This window comes from Bacillus sp. CIS52, assembly GCF_053545315.1.
This window is the reverse complement of sequence record NZ_JBIUFR010000005.1, coordinates 26175-52541: the sequence shown is the minus strand read 5'-3', so window position 1 is coordinate 52541 and position 26367 is coordinate 26175. Positions and strand designations below refer to the sequence as shown.

Annotated in this window: 27 protein-coding genes; 9 read left to right on the top strand and 18 right to left on the bottom strand. The window is 48.7% G+C overall.

Annotation, left to right across the window (positions count from 1 at the left end; translation table 11 throughout):
• Nucleotides 1-6: 6 nt before the first annotated feature.
• From ACH32G_RS16075 to gabT, 3 genes are all read right to left on the bottom strand, one after another.
• Nucleotides 7-870 (bottom strand): RhaT/GlcU family sugar-proton symporter, encoded by an 864-nt coding sequence (locus ACH32G_RS16075; RefSeq protein ID WP_016937246.1) that lies wholly within the window; start codon nucleotides 868-870, stop codon nucleotides 7-9.
• 154 nt (nucleotides 871-1024) lie between these two features.
• Entirely contained in the window at nucleotides 1025-2413 is a 1389-nt protein-coding gene (gene gabD / locus ACH32G_RS16070; RefSeq protein ID WP_016937248.1) for a succinate-semialdehyde dehydrogenase, read from the bottom strand.
• A gap of 105 nt (nucleotides 2414-2518) precedes the next feature.
• Nucleotides 2519-3826 carry a 4-aminobutyrate--2-oxoglutarate transaminase gene (gene gabT / locus ACH32G_RS16065; RefSeq protein WP_448814574.1) on the bottom strand — a complete coding sequence of 436 codons (1308 nt, stop codon included), beginning with the start codon at nucleotides 3824-3826 and terminating at the stop codon, nucleotides 2519-2521.
• A gap of 108 nt (nucleotides 3827-3934) precedes the next feature.
• Between gabT and gabR the strand changes: the two genes are divergently transcribed.
• Nucleotides 3935-5344: a MocR-like transcriptional regulator GabR gene (gene gabR, locus ACH32G_RS16060; RefSeq protein WP_095242045.1), complete on the top strand. Its 1410-nt coding sequence runs from the start codon at nucleotides 3935-3937 to the stop codon at nucleotides 5342-5344.
• Between the two features lie 25 nt (nucleotides 5345-5369).
• Here the strand turns inward: gabR and ACH32G_RS16055 are convergent, their stop codons facing one another.
• Nucleotides 5370-5684, bottom strand: coding sequence for an ArsR/SmtB family transcription factor (locus tag ACH32G_RS16055; protein WP_003156322.1), 315 nt, complete (start codon nucleotides 5682-5684; stop codon nucleotides 5370-5372).
• Between the two features lie 141 nt (nucleotides 5685-5825).
• Here ACH32G_RS16055 and ACH32G_RS16050 point away from each other — a divergent pair, with 141 nt between their 5' ends.
• The 4 genes from ACH32G_RS16050 (at nucleotide 5826) to ACH32G_RS16035 (ending at nucleotide 9355) form a co-directional block, all read left to right on the top strand.
• Nucleotides 5826-6113 carry a putative quinol monooxygenase gene (locus tag ACH32G_RS16050; RefSeq protein ID WP_012116809.1) on the top strand — a complete coding sequence of 96 codons (288 nt, stop codon included), beginning with the start codon at nucleotides 5826-5828 and terminating at the stop codon, nucleotides 6111-6113.
• A gap of 16 nt (nucleotides 6114-6129) precedes the next feature.
• On the top strand, nucleotides 6130-6876 hold the full coding sequence (locus tag ACH32G_RS16045; RefSeq protein ID WP_095242043.1) for an NADPH-dependent oxidoreductase: 747 nt from the start codon (nucleotides 6130-6132) through the stop codon (nucleotides 6874-6876).
• 161 nt (nucleotides 6877-7037) lie between these two features.
• On the top strand, nucleotides 7038-7913 hold the full coding sequence (locus tag ACH32G_RS16040; protein ID WP_326351734.1) for a TetR/AcrR family transcriptional regulator: 876 nt from the start codon (nucleotides 7038-7040) through the stop codon (nucleotides 7911-7913).
• Nucleotides 7914-7930: 17 nt separating this feature from the next.
• Nucleotides 7931-9355, top strand: coding sequence for an MDR family MFS transporter (locus ACH32G_RS16035; RefSeq protein ID WP_045926245.1), 1425 nt, complete (start codon nucleotides 7931-7933; stop codon nucleotides 9353-9355).
• 41 nt (nucleotides 9356-9396) lie between these two features.
• On the opposite strand, the gene ACH32G_RS16030 is transcribed toward ACH32G_RS16035, so the two are convergent.
• The 4 genes from ACH32G_RS16030 to ACH32G_RS16015 are packed head-to-tail and all read right to left on the bottom strand — an operon-like array spanning nucleotide 9397 to nucleotide 13005.
• Nucleotides 9397-10341, bottom strand: coding sequence for a siderophore ABC transporter substrate-binding protein (locus tag ACH32G_RS16030; RefSeq protein WP_327815929.1), 945 nt, complete (start codon nucleotides 10339-10341; stop codon nucleotides 9397-9399).
• A 21-nt stretch (nucleotides 10342-10362) separates the two neighbouring features.
• The gene (locus tag ACH32G_RS16025; RefSeq protein ID WP_047476235.1) at nucleotides 10363-11121 is read right to left on the bottom strand and encodes an iron ABC transporter ATP-binding protein; all 759 of its coding nucleotides are present in this window, start codon (nucleotides 11119-11121) and stop codon (nucleotides 10363-10365) included.
• Nucleotides 11115-12062 carry an iron chelate uptake ABC transporter family permease subunit gene (locus ACH32G_RS16020; RefSeq protein WP_049627887.1) on the bottom strand — a complete coding sequence of 316 codons (948 nt, stop codon included), beginning with the start codon at nucleotides 12060-12062 and terminating at the stop codon, nucleotides 11115-11117. The genes ACH32G_RS16025 and ACH32G_RS16020 overlap by 7 nt, the downstream gene beginning before the upstream one ends.
• On the bottom strand, nucleotides 12052-13005 hold the full coding sequence (locus tag ACH32G_RS16015) for an ABC transporter permease (protein WP_045926248.1): 954 nt from the start codon (nucleotides 13003-13005) through the stop codon (nucleotides 12052-12054). Before ACH32G_RS16015 ends, ACH32G_RS16020 begins: the two co-directional genes overlap by 11 nt.
• A 414-nt stretch (nucleotides 13006-13419) precedes the next feature.
• Here ACH32G_RS16015 and ACH32G_RS16010 point away from each other — a divergent pair, with 414 nt between their 5' ends.
• On the top strand, nucleotides 13420-14784 hold the full coding sequence (locus ACH32G_RS16010; protein WP_366969981.1) for an aspartate kinase: 1365 nt from the start codon (nucleotides 13420-13422) through the stop codon (nucleotides 14782-14784).
• Nucleotides 14785-14880: 96 nt separating this feature from the next.
• Nucleotides 14881-14979, top strand: coding sequence for a YjcZ family sporulation protein (locus ACH32G_RS16005; RefSeq protein WP_016937260.1), 99 nt, complete (start codon nucleotides 14881-14883; stop codon nucleotides 14977-14979).
• 141 nt (nucleotides 14980-15120) lie between these two features.
• Here ACH32G_RS16005 and ACH32G_RS16000 read toward each other — a convergent pair whose 3' ends face one another.
• The 4 genes from ACH32G_RS16000 to ACH32G_RS15985 all read right to left on the bottom strand — a co-directional run bounded on the left by ACH32G_RS16000 (nucleotide 15121) and on the right by ACH32G_RS15985 (nucleotide 18629).
• Nucleotides 15121-15240: a PhrC/PhrF family phosphatase-inhibitory pheromone gene (locus ACH32G_RS16000; protein WP_016937261.1), complete on the bottom strand. Its 120-nt coding sequence runs from the start codon at nucleotides 15238-15240 to the stop codon at nucleotides 15121-15123.
• Nucleotides 15224-16372 carry a response regulator aspartate phosphatase gene (locus ACH32G_RS15995; RefSeq protein WP_016937262.1) on the bottom strand — a complete coding sequence of 383 codons (1149 nt, stop codon included), beginning with the start codon at nucleotides 16370-16372 and terminating at the stop codon, nucleotides 15224-15226. The genes ACH32G_RS16000 and ACH32G_RS15995 overlap by 17 nt, the downstream gene beginning before the upstream one ends.
• A 153-nt stretch (nucleotides 16373-16525) precedes the next feature.
• Complete coding sequence (locus tag ACH32G_RS15990) at nucleotides 16526-17959, bottom strand: sensor histidine kinase (protein ID WP_264819627.1); 1434 nt, start codon at nucleotides 17957-17959, stop codon at nucleotides 16526-16528.
• Nucleotides 17946-18629, bottom strand: coding sequence for a response regulator transcription factor (locus tag ACH32G_RS15985; RefSeq protein WP_047476231.1), 684 nt, complete (start codon nucleotides 18627-18629; stop codon nucleotides 17946-17948). Before ACH32G_RS15985 ends, ACH32G_RS15990 begins: the two co-directional genes overlap by 14 nt.
• Before the next feature lie 212 nt (nucleotides 18630-18841).
• Between ACH32G_RS15985 and ACH32G_RS15980 the strand changes: the two genes are divergently transcribed.
• Nucleotides 18842-20278 (top strand): ABC transporter permease, encoded by a 1437-nt coding sequence (locus ACH32G_RS15980; RefSeq protein WP_448814573.1) that lies wholly within the window; start codon nucleotides 18842-18844, stop codon nucleotides 20276-20278.
• Between the two features lie 14 nt (nucleotides 20279-20292).
• Nucleotides 20293-20976 carry an ABC transporter ATP-binding protein gene (locus ACH32G_RS15975; protein ID WP_448814572.1) on the top strand — a complete coding sequence of 228 codons (684 nt, stop codon included), beginning with the start codon at nucleotides 20293-20295 and terminating at the stop codon, nucleotides 20974-20976.
• 102 nt (nucleotides 20977-21078) lie between these two features.
• On the opposite strand, the gene ACH32G_RS15970 is transcribed toward ACH32G_RS15975, so the two are convergent.
• The 6 genes from ACH32G_RS15970 to ACH32G_RS15945 are packed head-to-tail and all read right to left on the bottom strand — an operon-like array spanning nucleotide 21079 to nucleotide 26362.
• Nucleotides 21079-22425, bottom strand: a complete 1347-nt coding sequence (locus tag ACH32G_RS15970) for an MmgE/PrpD family protein (RefSeq protein WP_448814571.1) — start codon at nucleotides 22423-22425, stop codon at nucleotides 21079-21081.
• Complete coding sequence (locus ACH32G_RS15965) at nucleotides 22422-23573, bottom strand: M20 peptidase aminoacylase family protein (RefSeq protein ID WP_016937268.1); 1152 nt, start codon at nucleotides 23571-23573, stop codon at nucleotides 22422-22424. Before ACH32G_RS15965 ends, ACH32G_RS15970 begins: the two co-directional genes overlap by 4 nt.
• Nucleotides 23574-23590: 17 nt before the next feature.
• Entirely contained in the window at nucleotides 23591-24340 is a 750-nt protein-coding gene (locus ACH32G_RS15960; protein WP_269774566.1) for an amino acid ABC transporter ATP-binding protein, read from the bottom strand.
• A gap of 13 nt (nucleotides 24341-24353) precedes the next feature.
• Nucleotides 24354-25028, bottom strand: a complete 675-nt coding sequence (locus ACH32G_RS15955) for an amino acid ABC transporter permease (protein ID WP_016937270.1) — start codon at nucleotides 25026-25028, stop codon at nucleotides 24354-24356.
• Nucleotides 25029-25050: 22 nt separating this feature from the next.
• Nucleotides 25051-25842, bottom strand: coding sequence for an amino acid ABC transporter substrate-binding protein (locus ACH32G_RS15950; RefSeq protein ID WP_448814570.1), 792 nt, complete (start codon nucleotides 25840-25842; stop codon nucleotides 25051-25053).
• Between the two features lie 28 nt (nucleotides 25843-25870).
• A complete protein-coding gene (locus ACH32G_RS15945; protein WP_049627878.1) occupies nucleotides 25871-26362 on the bottom strand; it encodes a GNAT family N-acetyltransferase in 492 nt (163 codons plus the stop codon).
• Between the last annotated feature and the right edge of the window lie 5 nt (nucleotides 26363-26367).

The window sequence follows — 26367 nt, the reverse complement described above, 5'->3', positions numbered from 1 at the left end:
ATGTTGTTATGAATTTGATTTTGCAATGCCTAAGAATATTGCGGCCACGATGATCAGGATAATCCCGATGGCAATGGCGACCAGCTGGCGCTTCGTTTTGCTCTCACGGAGGATGAAGATTCCGCCGAGCGTGCTGATGACGATTCCCATTTGAGACAGGGAAAAACTTGTCGCAACACCGACGCGCGGCTGTGAGATGAACAGAAACATATTCCCGAGCGCCCAGATGATTCCCGGCAGAATGTTCTTGAGGGCGTACTTATTAAACGGTTTATGCTTGTACGTCAGGAGCAGCCCGCCGATAACCATCCCGATCGCCTGCGGCAGAAGCGCTGACCAGCCGGATACGCCGAACAGCCGGGCCACGACGACATAGACCAAATAACCGAGCGTAGAGATCAGCAGGATGACAATGCCTTTTTTTAAGTTTCCCGGTTCTCCGTCCGCCCGCCCTTTTTTATCTTCTAAAGATGTGAGCACTATACCGACGATGATTAAAATAAGGGCGAGAATACCCAGCGTAATCGCAATGGGGGTTGACCATTCTTTGAATACGATCACCCCGAACAAAGAAGTCGAGACGAGCTGCATTCCCGTTGATATCGGCATCGTTTTTGAAACGCCCATCAGCTGGATGCTTTTTAGCTGATTGCTTTGGCCGAGCGACCAAAACAGCCCGGATATGATGCCGACAATAAAAATGCGCCCAGACAGCACCGGATGGACAAACAGATACAGTACAAACGAAACGATGAGCGCCCCGATTGTCGTACCCAGCGTCTGGCTGTAAGGCCCGCCGCCTAATTTGACGTTAAATAACACGATGCTCCCCCAAAACAAAGCCGGGAGAAGAGCCAGTAATATATCCATGATGGCGACCTTCTTTCAATCGTATTTGCTGTTATTTTGTCTGGAATTGAACCGATTATTCTCAAATCAGAACAAAAAAGCCTGCCGGCGATTTTACCGGCAGGCTGCCCATTAAAAAAAGCCCCGCTCAGAAGCAGGGGCTCTTTTTTGGCTATTAAAGTCCGATTGACATGTATTTGGTTTCCAGATACGGCTCAATGCCCTCCGTACCGCCTTCACGGCCGATGCCGCTTTCTTTCATTCCGCCGAACGGCGCTTGAACCGCTGACGGGCCGCCGTCATTCCAGCCGATGATGCCGTATTCAAGCTGTTCTGAAATATAGATGCCGCGGCGGTAGTTTTCTGTAAAGAAATAAGCCGCAAGCCCGAACGGCGTATCGTTCGCAAGCTTGATCGCTTCATCGATATCTGAGAACGTAACGATCGGCGCAACCGGGCCGAATGTTTCTTCATGCATGATGTTCATGGATGTATCTACGTTTGACAGCACGGTCGGCGTCACGAAATAGCATCCTTTTTCATCGTTTTGGTCATATGTTCCGCCTGTCAGCACTTCTGCGCCTTTTTCCACGGCGTCATTAATTTGAGCGACGATTTTATCGAAGCCTTTTTTGTTGATGACTGGGCCGACGTTTACGCCTTTTTCAAGACCGTTTCCGACTTTGAGTTTCGCAGCTTCTTCACTCAGTTTTTTCGCAAACTCGTCTTTCACGGATTCGTGTACGATCAGACGGTTCGCACAGACGCAGGTTTGGCCGGCATTTCTGAATTTAGAGGCCATTGTTTGGGCTACCGCCAGATCAAGATCAGCATCTTCATCTACGATCAGCGGCGCATGTCCGCCAAGCTCCATCGACATATGTTTTACGGTGTCGGCGCTGTTTTTCATCAGGATTTTACCGACAGGCGTTGAGCCGGTAAAGGTAATTTTGCGGATTTTCGGGCTGCTGGTAAAAACGTTTCCGATTTCGGCTCCGTCACCGATCACCACTTGCAGCACGTCCTTCGGAATTCCCGCTTCATATGCGAGACGCGCAAGGGCGTAAGCGGAAAGCGGCGTATCCTCCGCGGGTTTGATGATGAACGTACAGCCTGCGGCCAAAGCGGGTGCGGCTTTTCTTGTAATCATCGCATTCGGGAAATTCCACGGCGTGATCGCGGCTACCGGGCCGACCGCCTGGCGGGTGACGATGATCCGTTTGCCCGTTGTCGGCGCAGGTACGGTTCTGCCGTAAATCCGTTTTGCTTCCTCGGCAAACCATTCAATATAGCCGGCGCCATATAAAACTTCTCCGACCGCTTCTTCGTACGGTTTGCCGTTTTCTTTCGTAATTAATTCCGCAAGTTCTTCTTTATTTTCAACAATCAGCTCATACCATTTTCTCAAAAGTGAGGCACGTTCTCCCGCTGATGTTTTGGACCATGATTGAAACGCTTGATGTGAACGTTCAATCGCTTTTTCAACTTCTTCGGCCGTCTGCTGGGGGATGCTTTCGATCGCCTCTCCCGTTGCCGGGTTGTACACTGTTAATTGTTCTGGCATATTGAACATTCCTTTCTCTGCTATAGTAAAGCCATTGAATGCTTGTTGATATATCTCACACTTTCATGATAGCAGACCCATCCGCAGGCATACCAATAATTGAACTCACAGAGCTGCTTCGATAATGGAAAGGCCTTCTTTGAGCTGTTCATCCGTCACGACAAGCGGCGTCAGAAATCGGATAATATTGCCGTTAATTCCTGCCGTCAGCAGCAGCAGTCCGTTCTCATTCGCCGTTTTAGCGATCGCCGCGGCTTTTGCTTTGTCCGGTTCCCGCGTGTCCGGATCTTTGACAATTTCGATGGCCGCCATCGCGCCGAGTCTGCGCACTTCTCCGATACACGCATGCTCTTTTTTCCACTCGAGCGCTTGATGCTCGATGATGCGGCCGATCTCTTCGGAACGCTGATTAAGCCCTTCCTCTTCAATAATATCCAGGACGGCAAGCGCAGCCGCACAGCCGAGAGGACTTCCCGCATATGTGCCCCCAAGTTCCCCCGGCGCAGCGGCATCAAGCATTTCCGCCCGGCCGATGACGCCGCTCAGCGGCAATCCGGCCGCAAGTGATTTGGACACGGTGATCAAATCAGGGACGGCCCCGAAATGCTCGATTGCAAAATACGTTCCCGTTCTCGCAAATCCGGTCTGAATCTCATCTGCCACGAAAACGATGCCGTGCTTTTTACAAAAAGCGGCGACGTGCTGCACGAAACGTTTTGAAGGAATGATGAAACCGCCTTCTCCCTGAACCGGTTCCATTACGATACAAGCGACCGTTTCCGGCGCAACTGCAGCGATAAAGAAATCATCAAAAGCGCTGATGATAAAGTCGTCATACTGCTCGTCAGTCATGCCGGCCGGCTTTTGATAATAGTAAGGAAACGGCGCCTGATACACTTCCGGGGCAAACGGGCCGAATCCGTATTTATAAGGTTTCACCTTGCTTGTCATGCTCATCGTCATGTTCGTACGGCCGTGAAACCCTCTTGTAAATGACACGACAGCCTGGCGCTTCGTATATTTTCTGGCGATTTTCACGGCGTTTTCGACCGCTTCCGCTCCGGAGTTGAGAAAAATCGCTTTTTTCGCATGATCTCCCGGCGCAAGGGCGCAAAGTTTTTCGGCAAGCTCAATATAAGACGGATACATCATGACGTTAAATCCCGGGTGAATCAGATCCTCCGCCTGTTTCTTCACCGCCTCCACCACTTTCGGATGGGAATGGCCGACATTCAGCGTTCCGATCGCGCCGGCAAAATCAATGAATCGTCTGCCGTCCAAATCGTATAAAAGCGCCCCTTCCCCTTTTACCGCCATGCTGCGGTTTCCGTTGCCGACCCCTTTGGAAACGAATTGATCCCGTTTTTGCTGCCACTGGGCAGTTGTCACTTCCGTTGATGCTGTTTGACTCATAGATTTCATCCCCCTGCATTGTTTTCTTATCATTCTGACTTCTTTTTGGTATGATGAAAAGTACCAAAATTAATTTATCTATGGTACCAGAAAGGGGGGATGGACTTTATGCTGACAATTTCCATTGATCATTCGGAAACGGCGGATTATATATACCAGCAGATCTATCAGCACATAAAAGCGGCCGTTTTGAAGCGCAGCCTGATGCCCCACACAAAGGTGCCGTCTAAACGGGAACTTGCCGAGACACTGAAGGTCAGCGTGAATTCAGTGAATTCGGCTTATCAGCAGCTGCTTTCGGAAGGTTATTTATATGCAGTTGAAAGAAAAGGTTTTTTCGTTGAGGAAATTGATACGGTTTATCATGAAGAAACGCCTTCGCTCTTATTGCCTGAAGATTTAAAAGAGCGGGAGACGGATAAAAGCGGCTGGATTTCATTTTCACATATGAGCGTGGATACGGCGCATTTCCCCCTGAAAAGCTGGTTCCGCTGTGAGCATAAAGCAGCCGCCCGTTCATTTCATACACTCGGAGAACTCGTCCATCCGCAAGGCTTATATGAAGTCCGTGAAACAATTTCGAGGCTTATTTCCCTGACAAGGGGCGTTACATGCCGCCCGGAACAAATCGTGCTCGGGGCGGGCACGCAAATGCTGATGCAGCTGCTGACGGAACTGCTGCCAAAAGACGCGCTGTACGCGATGGAGAACCCGGGATACATGAGGATGTACCGGCTGCTGCAAAACCTCGGGAAAAAGACGGCCACGATCAGCCTCGATGAAAAAGGCATGTCCATGGCCGAAATCGAAAAGCGCCGGCCCAGTGTATTGATCACCACGCCGTCCCATCAATTTCCCTCAGGGGTAATCATGCCCGCTTCCCGGCGGATTCAGCTTTTAAACTGGGCCGCCGAACAGAACGGCCGCTTCATTATTGAGGATGACTATGACAGTGAATTTAAATATGACGCCGACACGATCCCAGCGCTTCAAAGCCTTGACCGGTTTCAAAATGTCATCTACATGGGGACCTTTTCAAAGTCCCTTTTCCCCGGCCTGCGCATCAGCTACATGGTTCTGCCGCCCGGGCTTTTGCGGACGTTTAAAGAGAGAACGTATGACCTTAATACGTGCAGCACGCTTGCCCAGCTGGCGCTTAAAGAATTTATCGATTCAGGTGAATATCAGAAACATATAAAAAAGATGAAGCAGCATTATAAGAACATGCGGGAGCGCCTTATTTCGGCTTTGGACGAAACCTTCGGGGAAAGAATCCATGTAAAGGGCGCCAATGCCGGGCTTCATTTTGTCACGGAGTTTGACTGCGCCCGTTCAGAAAAAGAAATGTTGGCGCGGGCGGATGCAGAACAGCTCGATCTGTTTGCGATGAGCCGGTTCCGCCTGAAAACGGGAGGCGATTCAAATAAGCCGCAGCTCATTCTCGGCTTCGCCCGCCTGAAGGAGAGCGATATTCAAGAAGGCGTCGCAAGGCTTTACCGGACGGTTTTTGGCGCATAAAAAAACCCCGGAATTCGGGGACTATTTACCAGCGGTCCGGCTCTGTCTGCAAAATCGCCTCCAGCAGGCCGGGAAACGCCGCTTGTAAATCATCTTTGCGCAGGGAATAATAACGGTGCTTCCCGTCTATGCGCACTTGGGCGATCCCCGCTTCCCGGAGCACTTTAAAGTGATGGGACAGCGTTGATTTGGCGACCCGGACATCCGCACATGTGCCGCACGTTTTTTCAGTTGTTTCCGCCAATTGTTTGACCAGCTCTAAGCGGAGCGGATCACTCAGAGCATGAAGAACCTTTGTCAGCTGTAAGCGGTCGGTTTCAGGATGATTTGGAATGTTCATGAGTCAAATGTAACACATAAAAGCGGCGGGTGACAATTTAGGCGGTGAGGGTTTTTTCTTTACCATTCACTGCGAAACATGTTACAGTTAGTTCGATAATATTCGAACTATAACAAATAAACCCAATCAGGAGGAATAACAATGATCGTCTTACAGGCTTACATGAAAGTAAAAGCGGATAAACGCGAGGAATTTTTAGGAGAAGCGCAATCACTTGTTCAGCATTCACGCGCGGAAGAAGGAAATGTGCAATACGACCTTTTCGAAAAAGTCGGTGAGGAAAATACGTTCGTCATGCTTGAGCAATGGAAAGATGAAGAAGCGATGAAATCCCACAACGCAACTGACCATTTCCAAGGATTCGTGGCAAAAGCAAAAGAAGTGCTGAGTGCGCCGCTTGACGTCGTCCGCACAGAACTGTCAGAGTAACGAAAGGATGAATGACATGAACGAAGTCCTTCAAATATTAACAGACCACCGTTCCATCCGCAGCTACACAGATGAACCCGTATCGGATGAGCAGCTGGATCTTATCATCCAAGCAACTCAGGCAGCGCCGACTTCCATTAACGGCCAGCAATTTACCGTTATTGCGGTGAAAGATAAGGAGCGGAAGAAAAAAATATCCGAATTGGCCGGCGGCCAGCCGTGGATTGACCAAGCGCCTGTTTTCCTTTTATTCTGCGCTGATTTTAACCGCGCCAAAATTGCGCTTGAAGAATACAATGATACGCCGCTTGAGATCACGAACGGTTTAGAGTCCGTTCTTGTCGGCGCAGTAGACGTCGGGATTGCGCTCGGTACGGCAACAGCCGCGGCTGAATCAATGGGACTCGGCACTGTGCCGATCGGAGCCGTGCGCGGCAAGCCGGATGAACTCATTGAAATGCTGAAACTCCCGAAATACGTTTTCCCGGTTTCCGGTCTCGTCATCGGCCATCCGGCAGACCGCTCCGCGAAAAAACCGCGTCTGCCGCAAGCAGCCGTTCTGCATCATGAAACGTATCAAGAGGAAGATTTAAGAACACATATCGAAGCCTATGACAAGCAGATGTCCGAATACATGAAAAACCGCACAGGCGGACAGGAAACAAGAAACTGGTCACAAGGCATCACTTCCTACTATAAGCAGGTTTATTATCCTCACATTCGTGAAATGCTTGAAAAACAAGGATTTAAGACGGATAAATAAACGTATCAGCCTGCCGGAAACGCTCCGGCAGGTTTTTTCTATTTCTCAAACAAAAGCGTTGACACTGCGCAAAAATTTTTGTTAATATTTTCATCATATACTCATTGGTTTTCTGTGAACCGATGGGTTTTCTATTGTGACGAAAGAAGGAATCTGGGCTTATGAATGATAAGAAAACGGATATTCTGCTGGCGGCAAGAAAGCTTTTTTCGGGGAGAAGCTTTTCGTCGGTATCGATGCAGGCGATTGCTGAGGAGTGCAAAGTCTCCAAAGCATCTTTATATAAGCTGTTTGAATCGAAGGAAGACCTGCTTCTGGAGCTGCTCGATTTTAACCAGAAACAGATGGTAGCGGCCGCTTCACTATTGAATGAAGAAACAAGCCTGTCTCCTGAGGAACGGTTTGCCAAAAAACTGATGGCTGAGCTTGAAGGCTTCAGGCGCAATCAGCAGTTTTTTAATATGCTGATGTACGGAAGCCCTTCCTCTATTAATGACCGGGTAAAACGGCATATTCACAGGGCCCGTTCCACTTTTATCTGCTGGCATCGCGATTCACTGATTCAGACGTACGGCGAAGACATCATTCCTTATGTATGGGAGCTGGTGATTGTCCTGCAGGGGCTCCTGAGAGAATGCATCACGCTGATTAAGCTGGAAAAAGAACCGCTCGACCTGGAACCTCTCACGGAGTTTATCATCCGCCATCTCAATCTCATCGTCGAAAACAGGAAAACCGAAACCGCTTTGCCGCAGGAGATGATTGACCTTTATATCGCCTCCGCTTCCTCATTTGAGCCGAAAGACAAAACCGTATTGCTGGCTGAAAGCCTGAAGGAGCTGAAAGAAGCCGTCTCAGCCCTTCCTGAGGAGAAATATGATGCCGCGGGTCTCGCTTCCGCGGCGGCCATGCTGGAGAAAGAATCAGCGGACAAACAGCCGCGGGATTTTCTCATAAAAGCGCTCATCGGTTATTTGGAACAGGCCGGACCGCTGCACCAGCCGCTTGCAGCCGTTAAAACATTGCTCAAACTATAAAGAAAGAAGGAATCAGCTTGAATAAGAGTATTGAAACTGCACCATACAACCGCTCTGTCATTGTCGGGATTCTTTTGGCGGGAGCGTTCGTCGCCATTTTGAACCAGACGCTGCTTATTACGGCGCTGCCGCACATCATGAATGACTTCAATATAGACGCCAACAAAGCGCAATGGCTGACAACATCGTTTATGCTGACGAACGGGATTTTAATCCCGATTACAGCGTTTTTAATAGAGAAATTTACGAGCCGCACCCTCTTGATTACCGCCATGAGTATTTTCACGGCCGGAACCATTGTCGGTGCATTCGCTCCGAACTTTCCGGTACTGTTAACAGCCCGGATTATCCAGGCGGCCGGCGCCGGAATTATGCTGCCGCTCATGCAGACGGTATTTCTCACGATTTTCCCGATTGAAAAGCGCGGCCGCGCAATGGGTATGGTCGGCTTGGTGATCTCGTTCGCGCCGGCAATCGGTCCGACGCTTTCCGGATGGGCGGTCGAAGCATTCTCTTGGCGCTCTTTGTTTTATATCATCTTTCCGATCGCGGTCATCGATTTGCTTTTAGCGATTATTCTGATGAAAAACGTCACGACATTACGAGAAACACAGATTGATATTTTATCCGTGATCTTATCGACCCTCGGATTCGGCGGCCTGCTTTACGGCTTCTCAAGCGCCGGTTCATCAGGGTGGACCAGTACTGAAGTGCTGACCTCGCTGCTTGTCGGAGCGGTCGCGCTGATTTTCTTTATCGCAAGACAGATGAAGCTCAAAAAACCGATGCTGGAATTCCGCGTGTTTTCTTTCGGGATTTTCAGCCTGACCACCCTGCTCGGCACGCTTGTTTTCGCGCTGCTGATCGGAACGGAAACCATTCTCCCGCTCTACACGCAGAAGGTCCGGGGCGTATCCGCGTTTGATACCGGATTAATGCTTTTGCCGGGCGCGGTTGTGATGGGGATGATGTCTCCGTTTATCGGCCGGATTTTTGACAAAATCGGCGGAAAGGGCCTTGCGATGACCGGATTCTTTATCATCCTGCTCACGTCCCTGCCGTTTATGAATCTGACGGACTCGACTTCTCTCATTTGGATTGTCGTCGTTTATACCGCGCGGCTTTTGGGAACAGCCATGATTATGATGCCGGTGACGACAGCGGGAATCAACGCCCTGCCGCGCCACTTAATTCCGCACGGCACAGCCATGAACAATACCGTCCGCCAAATCGGCGGTTCTATCGGTACGGCGCTGCTTGTTTCCATTATGAGCAGCCAGGCCGCACACGCAAATACGTCAGCTCCGGCAAACGCCGCTCTGCACGGCATGAATGCGGCATTTGTCGTGGCCGCCTGCATCGCGCTGGCCGGCTTCCTGCTATCTTTCACTTTGAAGAAAAAACCGCGTCAGCCTGAGCAGCAGCAGGCCGTCACGCGTTAAACCAAAAAGAACCCGATCACGTATGTGACCGGGTTCTTTTTTTACTTCTCGATTCCGTCTTTTACTTCTTTCACCATTTGCGCCATGGATTCCAGGCCGCCTCCTGATAAATACCATGTAGCTGAGTCAAGGTAGACAACATGGTTGTTTTTCACGGCTTTCACCGATTTCACATAATCATTTTCAACCACTTGTTTTGTTGAAGATTTTGTGCCGATCGCTGTTCCGCGGTCAACGACAAACATGTAATCAGGGTTTGTTTTGGCGATATATTCATAGGAAATGCTTTGTCCGTGCAGTGAGGCTTCGATGTTTTTGTCAGCCGGTTTAACGCCGAACACATCATGAATGAAGCCGTATCTTGATTTAGATCCGAACGCGCTGATTTTGCCGTCGTTCGCCATCACCACTAAACCGTTTTTATCCGTGCTGCTTGTCTTTTTCTTCAGATCGGCAATGGACTTGTCAATTTTCGCAAGCTTATCTTTCACTTCATTTTCTTTGTTAAAGATTTTGCCGATCACTTCGGTGTTGTGTTTGAATCTGTCAACGTAGTTTGTATAGTCATCATCAAGATAAATCGTCGGCGCGATTTTTGAGAACTCTTTATAAGAATCAGATTGTCTGTGGGCGATAATGATTAAATCCGGATCAATATCTGCGACTTTTTCAAAATCCGGTTCTTTTAAACCGCCTGTATTGGCGTAATTATCACTATTGTATGAAGATAAGTATTTTGGAAGGTTTTGTTTCGGAAGTCCCGCCACATGGTCCTGTAAACCGAGTTCATCCATCGTGTCCAGCATTCCGAAGTTGAATACGACGACTTTTTTCGGGTTCTTCGGCACTTTGACTCCTTCTTTGTTCATGTCGTCCTTAATCGTGATCATTTCTTTTGATTTGCCGGATGTTTTGTCCCCGTTTCCGCATGCAGAAACAACAAAAATCGTAACTAGCGCAATGAATAGCAATGCGAATTTTTTCATGTCTCTCACCTCATCTGGTTTTTAAGAAAAATACACACCGATCCGCTGACTGTCAATCTCTTGAATCGGGATGGTCATATCATAAATGTCTTCAAGCACGGAAGTGTCAATAATCTCCTCCGCCGGCCCTTCTTTGACGATCCGGCCGTTTTTCAGAGCAACGATATGGTCTGAGTATACGGAAGCGAAGTTGATATCGTGAATCACTACGACGACCGTTTTTCCGAAGTCTTCCACAAGCCGCTTCAACAGCTTCATCATTTCAACGGAATGCTTCATATCTAAATTGTTCAGCGGCTCATCGAGAAAAATATAATCCGTGTCCTGAGCGATAATCATCGCGATAAACGCCCTCTGGCACTGTCCTCCGCTGAGCTGATCGAGATATTTATCCTTTAAGTCATCAAGCTTCATATAACTGAGGGCCTGGTTGATGTGCACCCAATCCTCATCCGTCAGTTTCCCCTGGGAATACGGAAATCGGCCGAAGCTGACCAAGTCTTTAATCGTCAGCCTGATATTGATTTGGTTCGTCTGTTTCAGGATGCTGATTTTTTTCGCCAGGTCATTGCTTTTGCAGGAACCGATCTCTTGCCCGTCAACCGTGATTTCTCCGGAATCCGTCTTAATCAGCCGGCTCATGATAGACAGCAGCGTGCTTTTTCCCGCGCCGTTCGGACCGATAAACGAGGTCAGCCTGCCCTTTTGAATGGAAAGAGATGTTTTCTCAAGGACGACTTTCCCGCCGTATTGTTTGCTTACATTTTTGACCTCTACCATGATTTATTCTCCTTTAACAGCAGATAGATAAAATAAATCCCGCCGGCAAAATTAATGATGACGCTCAGCGTTGTGGAAAACGTGAACACTTTTTCCACGACGAACTGGCCTCCGACAAGCGCAATGATGCTGATCAGAACAGACCCCGCGATTAAATACGTGTGCCTGAAGGTTTTTAAAAACTCCCTCGCCAGATTGACGACAAGCAGCCCTAAAAACATAATCGGCCCGACAAGAGCCGTAGAGACAGACACAAGAATAGCAACAACAATGAGCATCTGCTTCACAAGCTTATCGTAATCAATCCCAAGGTTGACTGCGTGTTCCCTGCCAAGCGACAGCACGTCAAAAAACCGTGTGAACCGCCAGACATAAATGCCTGTCAGAAGAAAGACGGCACCGGCAAATCCTAAAAGATCGGTGTTGATATTGTTAAAGCTGGCAAACATTTTGTCCTGAACAACCTGAAACTCATTCGGATCAATCAGCATCTGCATAAAGGATGACAGACTGTTGAACAGCGTGCCGAACACGACGCCGACAAGCAGAAGGAAAAACACGTTCCGCCCCTCGCCTTTAAACATGAGCTGATATAAAACGAGTGACAAGAGCACCATCAGCCCGACGGAGATGACGAAATTAAGGTTTTTGTTCATCATGACGATATTCATTGAACCGAACAGGAACACGATAACGGTCTGAATGAGCATATACAGGGAATCGAGGCCTAGAATGCCTGGTGTCAGTATGCGGTTATTTGTAATCGTCTGGAAGATGACCGTTGAAAATGCGATCGCTCCCCCGGTGAGCATCATGGCGAGCACTTTGAAGCACCGTCTCGGCAGGGAGTATTCCCAGTTGCCCAGTCCGTAGAACAAAAAGAATCCGATACATATCATGGCGAGCGCCGCCAACAGCGTAATTTTTTTATTATGACTCATATGCTTTTCTCCTTAGCAGCATATACAGGAAGATGCCGCTGCCGATAACACCGACCATCAGGCCGATGGAAATTTCGTAAGGGAAGATGATCACCCTTCCCAAAATGTCGCAAAACAGCACAAAAACAGCGCCCAAGAGAGCTGTGTGGGGCAGGCTGCTCCTCAGGTTGTCCCCTTTGTAGATCGACACGATATTGGGAATGATCAAACCGAGAAACGGCAGCATCCCGACGGTCAGAATCACAAGTGACGCGATGAGCGACACGATAATCAGACCGATATTGACGACGCGTTTGTATTTCATGCCGAGATTGACGGAAAAGCTCTCTCCCATTCCCGCCACCGTAAATTTATCCGCATAGACATAAGCGATGATCACCAGCGGGATACTCAGATATAAAAGCTCGTACCGGCCTTTGACGACCAATGAGAAATCCCCCTGCAGCCAGGACGACAGGTTTTGGATCAGATCGTATTTATACGCGATAAACGTGGCGACTGAACTGACGATATTCCCAAGCATTAAACCGACGAGAGGAATAAAAATCGCATCATTGAACTTGATTCTCTCGAGGATTTTCATGAACAGGAAATTTCCCGCCAACGCGAAAATAAAAGCGATAGACATTTTCACAAGCGGACTCGCTGACGTAAAAAGCATTAATGAAATCAAAATCCCGAGCCTTGCCCAGTCCATCGTTCCCGCAGTTGTCGGCGATACAAATTTATTCCGGCTGATCTGCTGCATGATTAATCCGCAGATGCTCAGGCTCATGCCGGCAATGATAATGCTCACCAAACGCGGCAGCCGGCTGTCAAATAATGTACTTGCCTGTTCTTTATTTAAATGAAAAATATCCAGCGGCGACAAGTCTTCTACACCGATAAAAATAGAAGTACACGCCAATACCGCCAGTAGCAAAAGTAAGTAACGTAGCTTCATGCTGCCTCCCCGCACCCATCACAAACGGTATGACTCATTGCCAAACAACTCCCATATATCCCCACTCGTAATGATTATCATTATCAACGACAATTATAATCTTATCATCTTTCCAAGCGCAGTCAATACGGTTTTGCTTTTAAAAGCGGTCATCCGCGGGCCGTACACTAAATTCTTTTACAATCAGTCTATCAAGAATTTTCAGGATTTACTATAACCTTCATTTGGCTGCTTATCATTTTTTGCACAGGATGACACACTTTAAGGAAGCAAATCTGACAAACAGCGACGAAATTCCTCTCCGAGAATACAAATGTTCTTACCACGTAGAAAAAACCCTTGATTTACCTCTTTGAAAGAGAGATAATAAAAATTAAATTTGTGAGAAAATTTAAATATTAGGGGATGTAAATCATGAAAGTTGTAAAATTCGGAGGCAGCTCCCTTGCGTCAGGAGCCCAGCTTGAGAAAGTGTTTCAAATCGTGACGGCCGATCCCGCGCGGAAAGCCGTCGTTGTATCGGCGCCGGGAAAACGCTTCTCGGACGATACAAAGGTGACGGATCTGTTAATCCGGTGTGCGGAGCATTATTTGCAAAAAGGAGCGGCGCCCGAGCTTGCCGAAGCGGTCATTGAGCGGTACGCCGCCATCGCGCGCGAGCTGGATCTCGATCCCTCTATTATAGAAAGAATCCGCCGTGACTTATTCGCTCTCTTAAACAGCAGCAAAGCCAATCCCGATCAATATATGGATGCGGTGAAAGCGAGCGGCGAGGACAATAACGCGAAGCTGATCGCGGCCTACTTCCGCAGGCAGGGCGTGAAAGCCGAATACGTAAGCCCGAAAGAAGCGGGGCTGTTTGTAACGAATGAACCCGGCAGCGCACAGGTGCTCCCTGAGTCTTATGATCATTTGTACCGTCTGAGAAACCGTGAAGGCTTGATCATTTTTCCTGGTTTTTTCGGCTATACGAAGGAGCATGAGATTGTGACGTTTTCCCGGAGCGGTTCAGATATTACCGGCTCCATTCTCGCCAACGGCTTAAAGGCCGACCTGTACGAAAACTTTACCGATGTGGACGCCGTCTATTCCGTCAACCCGTCGATCGTGCAGCACCCGAAAGAAATTAACGAACTGACGTATCGGGAAATGCGTGAGCTCTCCTATGCCGGGTTTTCCGTTTTTCATGATGAAGCGCTGATTCCCGCTTTTCGGGCCGGCATCCCCGTTCAGATTAAAAACACGAATAATCCTGATGCGAAAGGAACGCGCGTCGTCAGCAGCCGTGACAATACGAACGGGCCTGTCATCGGCATCGCAAGCGACACGGGCTTTTGCAGCATCTACATAAGCAAATATTTAATGAACCGGGAAATCGGCTTCGGCCGCAAAGCCCTTCACATTTTGGAGGAAGAAGGATTGACGTATGAGCACGTTCCATCCGGGATTGACGATATCACAATCATCCTTCGGCACAATCAGATGGACTTAGAACTGGAAGAGAAGCTCGTCACCCGTCTGAAGCAGGAACTTCAAGCAGATGAAGTCACCGTCAGGCACAATCTGGCGCTGATTATGGTAGTGGGCGAAGCGATGCGCCAAAATGTCGGCACAACCGCCAGGGCATCCAAAGCACTGTCGGGAGCCGGCGTCAACATCGAGATGATCAATCAGGGATCATCGGAAGTCAGCATGATGTTCGGGGTGAAAGAAGAACAGGAAAAACACGCGGTGCGGGCACTGTATGACGAATTTTTCGCCGGGGTCTTACTCTCATAGGGCACAGCCTCTTTTTTTCTCTTGTCCACTACTATCCCTTACAAAACAGCTTCTGAAACATATTGTATGGTATAGACAATATGGAGGTGAAGCATAATGGGATACTCAGGAGAAGGAATTAGCTCTTTCGCTTTGATCGTTGTTTTATTTATCCTGTTAGTAATTGTAGGTACTGCCTTTGTTGGCGGTTTCTAAGCATCACTCCGTCTATATGAGGACGCTGCGGGTTTTGACCTGCGGCGTTTTCTTTTTTTCTTTGAGCCGCTTCCGTACGCAAAAAAAGACTGCCGAGAACATTCTCTGGCAGTCTTTTCTTTTGTTCAGGTTATTTTCTTCTCACGTCATTCCTCTTTCAGTTACATGGAAGTCAGCCTGATCTGTCTGGCCTGCACCTGCAACTGTAAAAATCGCGGCGGCTGCTAAACAAATAACAAACCATTTAGATTTCAATTTCATACAAACCCTCACTCCTTTGTATTTGTTTTCTTGCCTCTTCGACTTTCAGAAAATAGTCAGAAGAAATTTTAAAGCAATTTTGTTCATAGTAATATTTAGCTGCTTCTAGTGCTAAATCCTCTATATCGGCGTACAAATTTTTATTCTCCAGGTAACGGAAACATGCGCTGATTTTTTCCTCATCCGGTTTCGCCTGATACAGAGCCTGCAGCCATTCGAATTTTACCGTGTAAACGGGATCGTCTGTTTCTTTAGCATATTCATATCCCCGCTTGTGATATTCCGACGCTTTATCTTTTTTTCCGAGTTTAAAGTAAATGAGTGTGATTAGAAAATATGCTTGAGGAAGAGAATTGACGATTCTTTGTGATTCAAATGTATCAACCGCCCGTTCAAAGTACGGAATCGCTTCGTCGGTGCGGTCCTGATTGTAGTAGCACAGTCCGAGGTTATACAGCGCCCTCCCGACAAGCTGCGCTTTTTGTTCTTTTTCAGCCATTTGCAGAGCGTGCTGAAAATGTTTGGCCGCCTGTTCAAAACGTCTTTCATCCATTAAATTGACGCCGAACACAAAATGGCATTGAATGATCCGGACGTTGTATGTGTCCTGCTCTACGTAAATTTCATAAGCATTCTTTATATGTATCAAAGAAAAATACGTTTGTTTCATATGATAATAAGCTTCGGCCACCTTAAAATAAAACTCTGCCCGCTCCACGTGATCCGATACGAAGGCCAGTTTTTTCTCTGCCTGTTTATAATACGTAATTGCTGATATAAATTCTCTTTTATCAAATTCAAACATGCCTTTGAAAAAGTTGACGTAATAATCGAGAAGCCCTTTGAGGCCGGCCTGGCTGTTATCAATGTTATCAAGAATTTCCGACAGGGTCGGCTGGTCTTCTATCTTCAGTTTTTCCAGCGGCTCCAAGTAGTCCAGCATCAGCTGATGGCGAAATTCCATGAGGGAATAATAAAGCACCAAGTTCGAATCAGGCTCCATATGGTCAAGCTCTTGTTTGATCTCGGCCTTCAAGATCTCCGCATCCGGCACGCTGAATGTTCTTATGTATCGATACCACTCGTTAATCTTCTGCCCGACTGCTGAAGAAGGAATTAACCCGCTCTTCATTCCTTCACCCTCCCCATCCAAGACCTGTTTACCAGTTATTTTATCACGTTTCCGTGTCTTTCCATCCCGAAAAACACGCAAACTTTGTTTCGGCAGAGCGCAATTTTGCGCAGTGAAGATGAAACAGCCGGCAGCCAAACAGGACTGCCGGTTTTAACATGATTCATGTTTCGTATTCAGCGGAAGGCGGATTGTAAAGGTTGTGCCTTTTTCCTTTTCGCTTTCAATGTCTATCGTGCCTTTGTGCATTTCGACGAGCTGCCTGACGATGGACAGGCCGAGTCCGTATTCGCCGTATGCCGTATTCGTTCGGGACACATCCGCCTTATAAAAACGCTCCCATATGTGCTCGATTTCTTCTTTCGAAATACCGATTCCGGTGTCTTCAATTTCAATAACCGTTTCCTTATAGCCTTCATACCCGCGCAGCGTAATGTCTCCGTTTTGCGTGAATTGAATGCTGTTTTTCGTAATGTTGACGAGAATCTGGATCAGCCTGTCATAATCGGCGAACACTTTGACGCCGTCCTCCGCTTCAATCCGGAGCCGGTTTTGTTTTTCCTCTGCCTGCTGATTGAGATGCTCTTTAATAATCTCAAACACCTCGATGAGCGGCAGACTCAGCTTGTCCAGCTTGATCTGCTGGGATCTGATTTTTTCATAATCCAGGTTTTCTTTCACGAGCCTGAGCATCCGCTTCGTTTCTTCGCTGATCAGCGAGAAGCATTTCTCTTTATCTTTTTCCGGGATGGTGTTGCTGTTAAGGCCCTCCACCAGCCCGTTAATGGTCGTCAGAGGCGTTCTCAGCTCATGGGAAACATCGGCGATAAATTGGCGCCTCCGCTTTTCAAGGCGGTCAATCTGCTCTCTCGATTGCTTCAGATTTTTAGCCATCGTATTGAAATCTAACGCCAGCATGCCGATTTCATCGCCGCCGCTGTTCTTGAGCGAAATATCGTAATCACCGGAAGCCACTTTTCCCGTCGCATCCCGCAATGTCTGAATCCGCTTGACGTGAAACTTAGATAAAAGCCAGCTTAACAAAATCGTGATGATAAGGGTGCTGATAATCGCGTAAATCATATAGCGGTTGACCTGGCTGATCATCTGCTCGACCCCTTTGACGGGAGACACGAGCAGCACCGCGCCTTTAAATTGACCGTTGATAAAAAGCGGTTTTGCGACGAGCGATACTTCTAAGCCTTCCGTATTAAAACGATTCACCTCCGCTCTGATCTGAACGGTTTTCCCTTGCTTCAGCATGTGCCACTCTTTACTTTTCAGCTTCTCGCGCGGCGGCATATCGTCAGGAAAAAAGTAAGGCCGCTGATGTTCATCAAAAATAATAAACCTTGTCTCGCGCGTTTTTAACATGTCCTGATACGGATACAGGCGGCGCAGATCAAGATCGCGTCCGTTCAGCTCACTTGTGATCTGCTGGGCGTAAGAAGACAGCTCATCCACTTTATTTTGATACGCAAAATCTTTTACAAAATGCGAAAACAGGGAAATGATGATGAAAAAGGCCAAAATCAAAATGCTGACATGGCTCAGCAGCAGCTGATATAAGTATTTAATCCTCATCAAATTTATATCCTACCCCCCACACCGTGTATAAAAACGTTTTTTCGTCACTGGACAGTTTTTTGCGCAGCCGTTTAATATGAACATCAACCGTACGTTCATCGCCGTAAAATTGATAGCCCCACACCTGCTCAAGCAGCTGCTCTCTCGAAAAAACCTGGCGCGGGTTCTGCGCGAAATAAAAGAGCAGATCAAATTCCTTCGGCGTCAGATTCTCGACAGGTTTTCCGTGCAGAAACACTTCCCGCGTCTTCTTATTGATTGAAAAACACGCTGTTTCGATCAAGTCATCGCTTTTTACGGCCTGCCCCGTCGCCCGGTATCTTCTGATCACCGCTTTAATTCGCGCTACAAGCGTCAGCGGGCTGAACGGCTTGGTGACATAGTCGTCAGCCCCCATTTCAAACCCGATCACCTGATCAGACTCCGTGTCCTTTGCGGTCAGCATAATAATCGGCACACTGCTCGTCTCTCTTATTTTTCGGCAGATCGTCACTCCATCCATAGACGGAAGCATTATGTCCAAGATGACCAAATCCCACTCCTCTTCTGTGAACCGCTGATAGCCTTCCACTCCGTCATGGACAAATTCGGCTTCAAATCCTTCTTTAAAAAAGAACATTTCCGTCATGGTGCATACGCTTATATTGTCTTCTATCATTAATATCTTCATTGGTTCCTCCGCTTATCTTGACGCTTTTACTCATAATAGCACCATTTTACCCGGATATTTTCGCGTTTCACAATTGTTAGTTTTTATTTCATCACCCGGAAATAGTTTGTTCATATTTTTTTCATACATTTCTCCTACTATATACATATCGGATAACCGGTTCTAAAGAAGGGTGTTTTCACAATATATGACACCCACATGGAGGAACAGACATGAACTTTATTAAAAGAGCCTTTTGGAGCATGAAGGCAAAAAAGGGAAAAACGTTTATGCAGCTGGTTGTGTTTTCAGTGATTTGCATTTTTGTCCTGTCCGGTCTTACGATCCAGTCAGCGGCAAAGAAATCAAGCGAACTGGCAAGGCAGCAGCTCGGCGGGAGTGTCACACTCCAGGCTGACCGCCAAAAGCAAATGACGCAGCAGCAAAAAGACGGTGAAAAGAGGACGTTTGAATCAACGCCGATTTCCGTTTCGGATGCTAAGAAGCTTACATCCTTACAGCATGTTAAAAATTACAACTTCCTCACGACAGCGTCAGCAAACGCAGAAAGCTTTGACGCGATAAAAAGCTCAGGCGACTCAGCCGATAACAGTACCGGCGGAAGACGTTTTCAAGGCGGCGGAAGACAGATGATTTCAGCGGACATTTCGGTCGAAGGCGTGCTCTCTACGGTGTTGCTTGATGATTTCACAGGCGGGAGCTCAAAAATCACTGACGGCCGCGCCATCACAAAAGCAGATGCGGACGCAAAAGTCGCCGTGATTAATGAAACGCTGGCGGATCAAAACAAGCTGAAGGTCGGCGGCTCCATTACGGTTTCCTCAGCAACGGATGATTCTGTGAAAACGAAGCTTAAAATTGTGGGAATCTATAAAACAACATCATCAGGAGACGATCAGGCAGAGCATTTTTCATTCTTAAATCCTGACAATAAAATCTATACGCCTTACACCGCCGCGGCGGCGTTAAAAGGGTCTGATAACAAAAACAAAATCAGCTCAGCCGTTTATTATATGGATGATGCAAAATATATTGATTCATTCGTTGCGGCTGCGAAAAAAACATCTATAGATGATAAAACCTACACGCTGACGACAAATGATCAGGTGTATCAGCAAATGGTCGGCCCGATTGAAAATGTCGCGTCATTTTCTAAAAACGTGGTGTACCTTGTATCCATCGCGGGCGCGGTCATTCTCGGGTTGATCGTGATGATGTCGATCAGGGAACGCAAGTATGAAATGGGTGTCTTGATGGCGATCGGCGAAAAGCGCCGGAAGCTCATCGGACAATTCTTAACGGAAATTCTGATTGTCGCGGTTATCGCCATCGGGATCGCATCCGTCACGGGCAGCCTTGTGGCGAATCAGCTGGGAAATCAGCTTCTTTCCCAGCAGGTCAGCTCAGCCGATGATTCACAGCAGCAAACAAGCGGCTGGGGCAGCGGGGAAATGCCGCGGGGAGGCGGCATGTTCGGTCAGCATTCATCCGGTGCAGATGTCATCAGTACAATGCAGGTAAACGTTTCGCTGAATGACCTTCTGATTCTCGGCGGGATCGGCGTCGCAATTGCCGTCATCGCCACATTACTGCCGTCTGTATCAGTCATGCGGCTTCACCCTAAAACGATCCTGACCAAGCAGGAATAAGAGGAGGCAGCATAATGAGCCTATTAACCTTTCAAGAGACTGGCTACTGGTACCAAGATAAATCACAGCCGCTGTTTCAGGATATAACGATCAGCTTTGAAAAAGGGAAGTTTTATACAATTGCCGGCGCCTCCGGAACGGGAAAAACCACGTTTCTGTCTCTGGCGGGCGGCCTTGACACACCTAAAAAGGGAAGCATCCTTTATAACGGCGAAGACATCTCCAAAATCGGATTAACCAAATTCAGAAATCAATATGTCTCTATCGTCTTTCAATCTTATAATCTGATTCCGTATATGACGGCGCTCCAGAACGTCACAACGGCGATGGAGATTACCGGATCTAAGGAGAAAAACAAAGATGCGTTCGCGCTCAGCATGCTGGATAAAGTCGGCATCACCGAACAGCAGGCCCGTCAGCGGGTGCTGACATTAAGCGGCGGACAGCAGCAGCGCGTTTCAATTGCGCGGGCTTTCTGCTGTGACACGGATTTGATTTGCGCGGACGAGCCGACGGGAAACCTCGACGAAGATACGTCAAAGGAAATCGTCCGGCTCTTTCAGGACCTGGCGCATAAAGGCGGCAAATGCGTTATCATGGTCACGCACGACGAACAAATCGCCAAAGTGTCTGATATCAACATCCGCTTATCAAGAGGAAGTTTCACAGTAAAAGAAAACGGCACGGCCGTGTCCTGATACCGCGCCCCTGCCAGCGCAGACAGGGGCGCACCCTATATCCCCCTATTCAATAGAAGTGAACGTAAAAAAAGCGAGGGCTGCATCCCCTCGCTTTTTTATTTATATCAGCTGTAAATAGCGTTCAATATTTGATTGACCGGCTGCTTTGATCAATTCTTCCGCCTTTTCCTCTTCCCCCGGCAAAGCGAGCCGGAGTTTGTCTTCAATGTCTTTTTCAGAAAGACCGTTTCCCGGTGCTCCCTTCGGACAGTCGATACGTGTTTCATAGACATGATTGCCGGAAGCCGTGACCCGTACAATTGTAAAACGGCCCTTCGGAACGGCGTTGTCAGCCGGCTGAATTTGATCATCATAGCTTCGGTGAATTCTCGCAAACCCCTTTTGAAGGGATTCCGGAATCGGCTCGGAGGTGAAGTGTTTTGCTGAAAAATCTTTACCGTGCAAAGCCAAGGCAATCACATATTCCACGCTGAAGCGCCCCGCTTCGCCTGTTTTCGGGCGCCGTTCTGTCAATGCGGCATCCCCGCCCGGCGGATAAATAACGTCGGTCCGTTCCATTTGGCCGAAAGTGAGGCCGTGCTCAGCCTTCAGCTTGAGAATGGCGTCCGCCGCGTGATGGGCCGCCGAGCAAAACGGATAAACCTTAAACCAAAGCCCAGGGCTCACAATCCGCCAAGGTTTTCCCCACCCGTTTAAAAGCACGGTTTCTGCCCGTTCAAGATCGCCGTACAGCCCGAAGAAGCCTTTCTCCCCGTCAAGCGCATGATCCGACCCGCCAAAACCGGCCTTCGCAAGCTTTACGGCGAACAACCCGGCTTGAGCGGCCAGTCCGGCATGAAGCGGCTTCATTTCTGTTCCGAACTGCACACGCATGCCTCCGGAACGGGCGGCCGCAAATCCGATCGCTTTTTGCAATTCGTTTTGATTGAGGTTCTCCGCGAAACCGACGGCGCAGGCCGCCGCAATCGCGCCTAACGTTCCCGTATTATGCCAGCCTTTCTCGTAATGGTGTCTTCCCGCTGACTGACCGAGCCGCGCCATCACTTCGATGCCTGTCACGTAAGCACCGAGAAAACGGCTTTCGTCTATATGGCCGGATGATGCCGCTGCGATCAGAGCCGGAAGGATGACCGCGCTCGGATGTCCTCTTACATCAGAATGAACATCGTCAAAATCAAGCGCATGGGCGATGAATCCGTTAATCAGCGCGGATTGGGACGGCGTTGCTTTTTGGTTTCTGCCGATAAGCGGAGCTGTCGGCGCCCCGCCTTCTTCTTCGGCCAGTTTTATCAGCTTCTCAATGCCTTTATCCCGTCTCCCGGCAAAGGCTGCCGCTGTAAAATCAAGCAGGCCTTTGCGCGCTTCTTTCATCGCATCGGCGGATGTTTCCGGTACAGACGACATGACGTCCTGAGCAAGCCCGGCCGTCAGATGTTCCGTATTCATTCCGTCTGCTCCAATACATTGACGGCCAGCCGGGCGAAAAACTCAGCCGCTTGCGGGAGCGCTTTTTCGTCGAGTGTGAAGGCGGGATGGTGCCATTCTTCCGTTCCGTTTGTTCCCATCCAGACGAAGAAGCCGGGGATTTTTTCTTGATATAACGCGAAGTCTTCCCCGCCGGGAGACTGTTCTGCCCGAACCGTTTGAAGCCCGAGATCTTCAGCCGTCTGTTCCGCCGCCTGGATGAAACGGGCGTCGTTTACCACTGACGGAAGATAAGGATACCAGCGGAATTCGGCTTCTGCCCCGAATCCGGCCGCGATTCCTTCGGCAACCCGCTTCATATGTTTCGGAACAGCGTCACGCGCTTCTTTTTGAAACGTCCGGACGGTGCCTTCCATTTCAACATGGTCCGGGATGACATTCCAAGAGCTGCCGCCTTGAACTCTTGTGATGCTGACGACGGCATTGTGAAGCGAGCTGATATTTCTGCTGACAACTGATTGCAGGCCGCCGATGATCTGCCCTGCCGCCTGAATCGGATCAATGCTGTTATCAGGGATTCCGGCGTGGCCGCCTTTTCCTTTAACAGTGATTTCAAAGCGGTCCACACTCGCCATCAGCGGGCCTTCTTTCAGGCCGACCGTGCCGACGGGGAGGTCGGGTTTGTTATGCATGCCGAATATTGCCGATACACCGTCAAGCGCGCCGGCTTCAATGACCTGTCTCGCTCCGGCGGCGATTTCTTCCGCGGGCTGAAAAATAAACCGCACCGTTCCTTTCAGCTCGTGCTTTCTCTCATTTAATAAGAAAGCCGTGCCGAGAATAGATGCCGTATGGAAGTCGTGGCCGCAGGCATGCATGACGCCGCTGTTTCGCGAAGCAAACGGAAGGTTTGTTTTCTCTTCGATCGGCAATGCGTCAATGTCCGCTCTGACGGCGATGACGGGGCCGGTTTTGTCTCCTTTGATTTCGGCGATCACTCCGGTTTGAAGTTTCGGAACATCAACAACCGTGATACCCTCTTCCTCCAGCCAGCGGCGGATTTTATTCGTCGTTTCGTATTCCTCGCCTGACAGCTCAGGGTGTTCATGAAGGTCGCGGCGGATATTGATTAAACGTTTGTTTAATGATTCATACGTTTCTCTTGCCATTTCTTCTTCGTCCCTTCCTATACAAGCTCAGCAGGCTCTCCCACTTGCTTTATAAATTTTTTCGTCCGTTCGTTCTGCGGATTGTCAAACAGCTCTTCCGGTGTTCCCTGCTCGATGATGCGTCCGTCCGCCATAAAAATGACCTGGTCGGCCACTTCACGCGCAAAAGCCATCTCATGTGTGACGATGACCATGGTTGTCTGTTTTTCGGCAATTGATTTGATGACTTGAAGCACACCGGCTACAAGCTCAGGGTCAAGGGCCGAAGTCGGTTCATCCAGTAAAATCGCGTGAGGGTCAACGGCCAAGGCGCGAGCAATGCCGATCCGCTGCTGCTGCCCGCCTGACATCGTAATCGGGTAGCTGTCCGCTTTTTGCTCTAAACCGACTTGCCGCAATAGATCCATACCGATCTGTTCCGCTTCTTTTTTCGGTTTCTTTTGCGCGGTGATCAGCGCTTCTGTCACGTTTTGCAGTGCGGTTTTGTTTTTGAATAGGTTGTAATTCTGAAACACCATCGCCGTCTGCTGGCGAAGCTTGTGTACATCTTTGCGCGAATAGGACGCTGCATTCAGCTTGGCATCACCGATTTCAATGATGCCGTCATCCGGGCGCTCCAGCAGATTCAGACAGCGGAGGAGCGTTGATTTTCCCGAGCCGGACGGGCCGATAATGGCCGTGACTTCGCCGCTTTTGATCTCAAGATCGATTCCGTCAAGTACGGTAAGGTCTTTAAATGCTTTTCGAATATGTCTGACTTGTATCATCCTGAGCCTCCTCCTATGTGCGATAAGGCTTGCTGATCGCCCGTTCGAGCAGATCCTGCAGCACGCTGTAAATAATCGTAAGAATCCAGTACATGATCGCAACGGCTAAATACGTCTCAAAATATTTGAGGTTGCCTGATGCGTACATTTTTCCTTGGGCGAACATCTCCATCACTCCTAATGTAAAGGCGAGCGATGTTTCTTTTAACAGGCCGATAAACGTATTTCCCGTTGCGGGAAGCGCGTTTCTGACGGCCTGCGGGAAAATGATCCGTCTGTATGCCTGTGATTTTGTCATTCCGACGGACAGGCAGGCTTCAAGCTGCCCCTCATCGACTGAGTTGAGCGCGGCGCGGAAAATTTCAGCGAGGTAGGCGGCATTTTTCAGGCTTAGCCCGATAATCGCCGCCGTTAACGCCGTCATCTTGCTCATTCCTGGGAACAGCTGAGGCAGTCCGTAATAAATTAAGAAAAGCTGGACGAGCGTCGGCACGCCCCGAAAAAATGAAATATACACCTTTGACAGCTGGTGAAGCACAGGAATACGATTTTTTGTTATAAGCGCTAATATAAGGCCGCCGATCACGGCAAATACCATGGCCGCGACGGCCATTAGTAATGTGATCGGCAGGGCTTCGATTAACGCGGGAAAAGCTGAAAACATAAATCCCCAATCAATGCTGTTCATTCTCGATTTTCACCGCCGTTTCTTAATGCTTTGCTTCCGTTGTGATATCTTCTTTAAAGTACTTTTCAGACAGCTTTTTCAGCGTGCCGTCTTTCCGCAGTTCTTCAATGGCTTTGTCTACTTTTTTGCGGATTTTATCGTGAGCCGCATCCTTCGCAAACGGGAAGGCGACTTTTTCATAGACAATCGGATCTCCTGCTAGTTTCAGAGGCAGGCCGGTCTTTTTGATCTGGGCAATCAGGACGCTGCGGCTGTTTACGTAAGCGTCAACGCGCCCGTAAGCCACGTCTTTCAGCGTGCCTTCTTGTGTTTCATACGTTTTAATGTTGATTTTTTTATCCGGGTCCTTTCTTTCAAGGTTTTTCGCGTGGTTTGAGCCAAGAACCGCTGCCACTGTTTTTCCTTTTAGATCATTGACTGATTTGATGTCTTTGTTATCGTTTTTGACGACGATTTGTGTGCCCGCATACGAATACGGTTCTGTGAAGTTATACGTTTTCTTGCGTTCGTCCGTGACAGCGACCTGGTTTGAGATGGTGTCGAGTTTGCCGGTCTGAAGCTCGCCCATCAGTCCGCTGAATTCAAGCAGCTTCCAGTCCAGTTTCATGTTGATTTTTTTTGCTACGGCTTCCATGACATCCACGTCAAAGCCCGTCAGCTTGCCGTTTTCTTTATATGCGAACGGATAGCTTTGCCCCGTGGCGCCGACATGCAGTACGTTATCGCCGCCTTCGCTTTCTTTGCCGTTACCGCATGCTGATAAGACCGCCAGAAGAGCGGCAGACAGCAGCAAAGCCCATGTTTTCTTCTTCATTGAAATCCCGCCTTTTCCTATTTCTATGTTAATCGTGCAATTGTTTTTTTAAATAGATGGTGATGTGCCCTTTTCCTAAATCTTTTTCGCCTGCGCGGACGTAGCCTTTCCGCTCGTACATGCCGATCAGCCACGGATGCTTGTCCGCTGTGCCCAATGATACGAAGGGCGCTTTTAATGTATCGCGGAGCACTGTATTCTCCAGCCACGCCAGCATGTCTGACCCCGTCCCTTTTTTTCCGGTTTCAGGGTCGACGGCGAACCACCAAATATGAGGGACACCGTACGGACCGGGATTCGGCCCCCACGGCATCCGCAAAGAAATCGTCGCCACGATGCGTCCGTCTTCCTCCAGAACGTAACAGGCGTTTTTTTGTATGTTATTCAAAACGAGCTCTTTATCCGCCGTTGCCGCGGCAAAGTTGATGCCGAGCTTGCGGATCGGTTCATATGCCCTCAGTGTCAGTGAAAGCAGTTCATCAGCGTCCGCTTCCGTTGCGAGCCGGTATCGTTTTGACATAATGA

Excerpts from the sequence above, each read along its gene's own strand:
- ACH32G_RS16075 (WP_016937246.1), bottom strand. The coding sequence starts at position 870 with ATGGATATATTACTGGCTCTTCTCCCGGCTTTGTTTTGGGGGAGCATC.
- gabD (WP_016937248.1), bottom strand. The coding sequence starts at position 2,413 with ATGCCAGAACAATTAACAGTGTACAACCCGGCAACGGGAGAGGCGATC.
- gabT (WP_448814574.1), bottom strand. The coding sequence starts at position 3,826 with ATGAGTCAAACAGCATCAACGGAAGTGACAACTGCCCAGTGGCAGCAA.
- gabR (WP_095242045.1), top strand. The coding sequence starts at position 3,935 with ATGCTGACAATTTCCATTGATCATTCGGAAACGGCGGATTATATATAC.
- ACH32G_RS16055 (WP_003156322.1), bottom strand. The coding sequence starts at position 5,684 with ATGAACATTCCAAATCATCCTGAAACCGACCGCTTACAGCTGACAAAG.
- ACH32G_RS16050 (WP_012116809.1), top strand. The coding sequence starts at position 5,826 with ATGATCGTCTTACAGGCTTACATGAAAGTAAAAGCGGATAAACGCGAG.
- ACH32G_RS16045 (WP_095242043.1), top strand. The coding sequence starts at position 6,130 with ATGAACGAAGTCCTTCAAATATTAACAGACCACCGTTCCATCCGCAGC.
- ACH32G_RS16040 (WP_326351734.1), top strand. The coding sequence starts at position 7,038 with ATGAATGATAAGAAAACGGATATTCTGCTGGCGGCAAGAAAGCTTTTT.
- ACH32G_RS16030 (WP_327815929.1), bottom strand. The coding sequence starts at position 10,341 with ATGAAAAAATTCGCATTGCTATTCATTGCGCTAGTTACGATTTTTGTT.
- ACH32G_RS16025 (WP_047476235.1), bottom strand. The coding sequence starts at position 11,121 with ATGGTAGAGGTCAAAAATGTAAGCAAACAATACGGCGGGAAAGTCGTC.
- ACH32G_RS16020 (WP_049627887.1), bottom strand. The coding sequence starts at position 12,062 with ATGAGTCATAATAAAAAAATTACGCTGTTGGCGGCGCTCGCCATGATA.
- ACH32G_RS16015 (WP_045926248.1), bottom strand. The coding sequence starts at position 13,005 with ATGAAGCTACGTTACTTACTTTTGCTACTGGCGGTATTGGCGTGTACT.
- ACH32G_RS16010 (WP_366969981.1), top strand. The coding sequence starts at position 13,420 with ATGAAAGTTGTAAAATTCGGAGGCAGCTCCCTTGCGTCAGGAGCCCAG.
- ACH32G_RS16005 (WP_016937260.1), top strand. The coding sequence starts at position 14,881 with ATGGGATACTCAGGAGAAGGAATTAGCTCTTTCGCTTTGATCGTTGTT.
- ACH32G_RS16000 (WP_016937261.1), bottom strand. The coding sequence starts at position 15,240 with ATGAAATTGAAATCTAAATGGTTTGTTATTTGTTTAGCAGCCGCCGCG.
- ACH32G_RS15995 (WP_016937262.1), bottom strand. The coding sequence starts at position 16,372 with ATGAAGAGCGGGTTAATTCCTTCTTCAGCAGTCGGGCAGAAGATTAAC.
- ACH32G_RS15985 (WP_047476231.1), bottom strand. The coding sequence starts at position 18,629 with ATGAAGATATTAATGATAGAAGACAATATAAGCGTATGCACCATGACG.
- ACH32G_RS15980 (WP_448814573.1), top strand. The coding sequence starts at position 18,842 with ATGAACTTTATTAAAAGAGCCTTTTGGAGCATGAAGGCAAAAAAGGGA.
- ACH32G_RS15975 (WP_448814572.1), top strand. The coding sequence starts at position 20,293 with ATGAGCCTATTAACCTTTCAAGAGACTGGCTACTGGTACCAAGATAAA.
- ACH32G_RS15970 (WP_448814571.1), bottom strand. The coding sequence starts at position 22,425 with ATGAATACGGAACATCTGACGGCCGGGCTTGCTCAGGACGTCATGTCG.
- ACH32G_RS15965 (WP_016937268.1), bottom strand. The coding sequence starts at position 23,573 with ATGGCAAGAGAAACGTATGAATCATTAAACAAACGTTTAATCAATATC.
- ACH32G_RS15960 (WP_269774566.1), bottom strand. The coding sequence starts at position 24,340 with ATGATACAAGTCAGACATATTCGAAAAGCATTTAAAGACCTTACCGTA.
- ACH32G_RS15955 (WP_016937270.1), bottom strand. The coding sequence starts at position 25,028 with ATGAACAGCATTGATTGGGGATTTATGTTTTCAGCTTTTCCCGCGTTA.
- ACH32G_RS15950 (WP_448814570.1), bottom strand. The coding sequence starts at position 25,842 with ATGAAGAAGAAAACATGGGCTTTGCTGCTGTCTGCCGCTCTTCTGGCG.
- ACH32G_RS15945 (WP_049627878.1), bottom strand. The coding sequence starts at position 26,362 with ATGTCAAAACGATACCGGCTCGCAACGGAAGCGGACGCTGATGAACTG.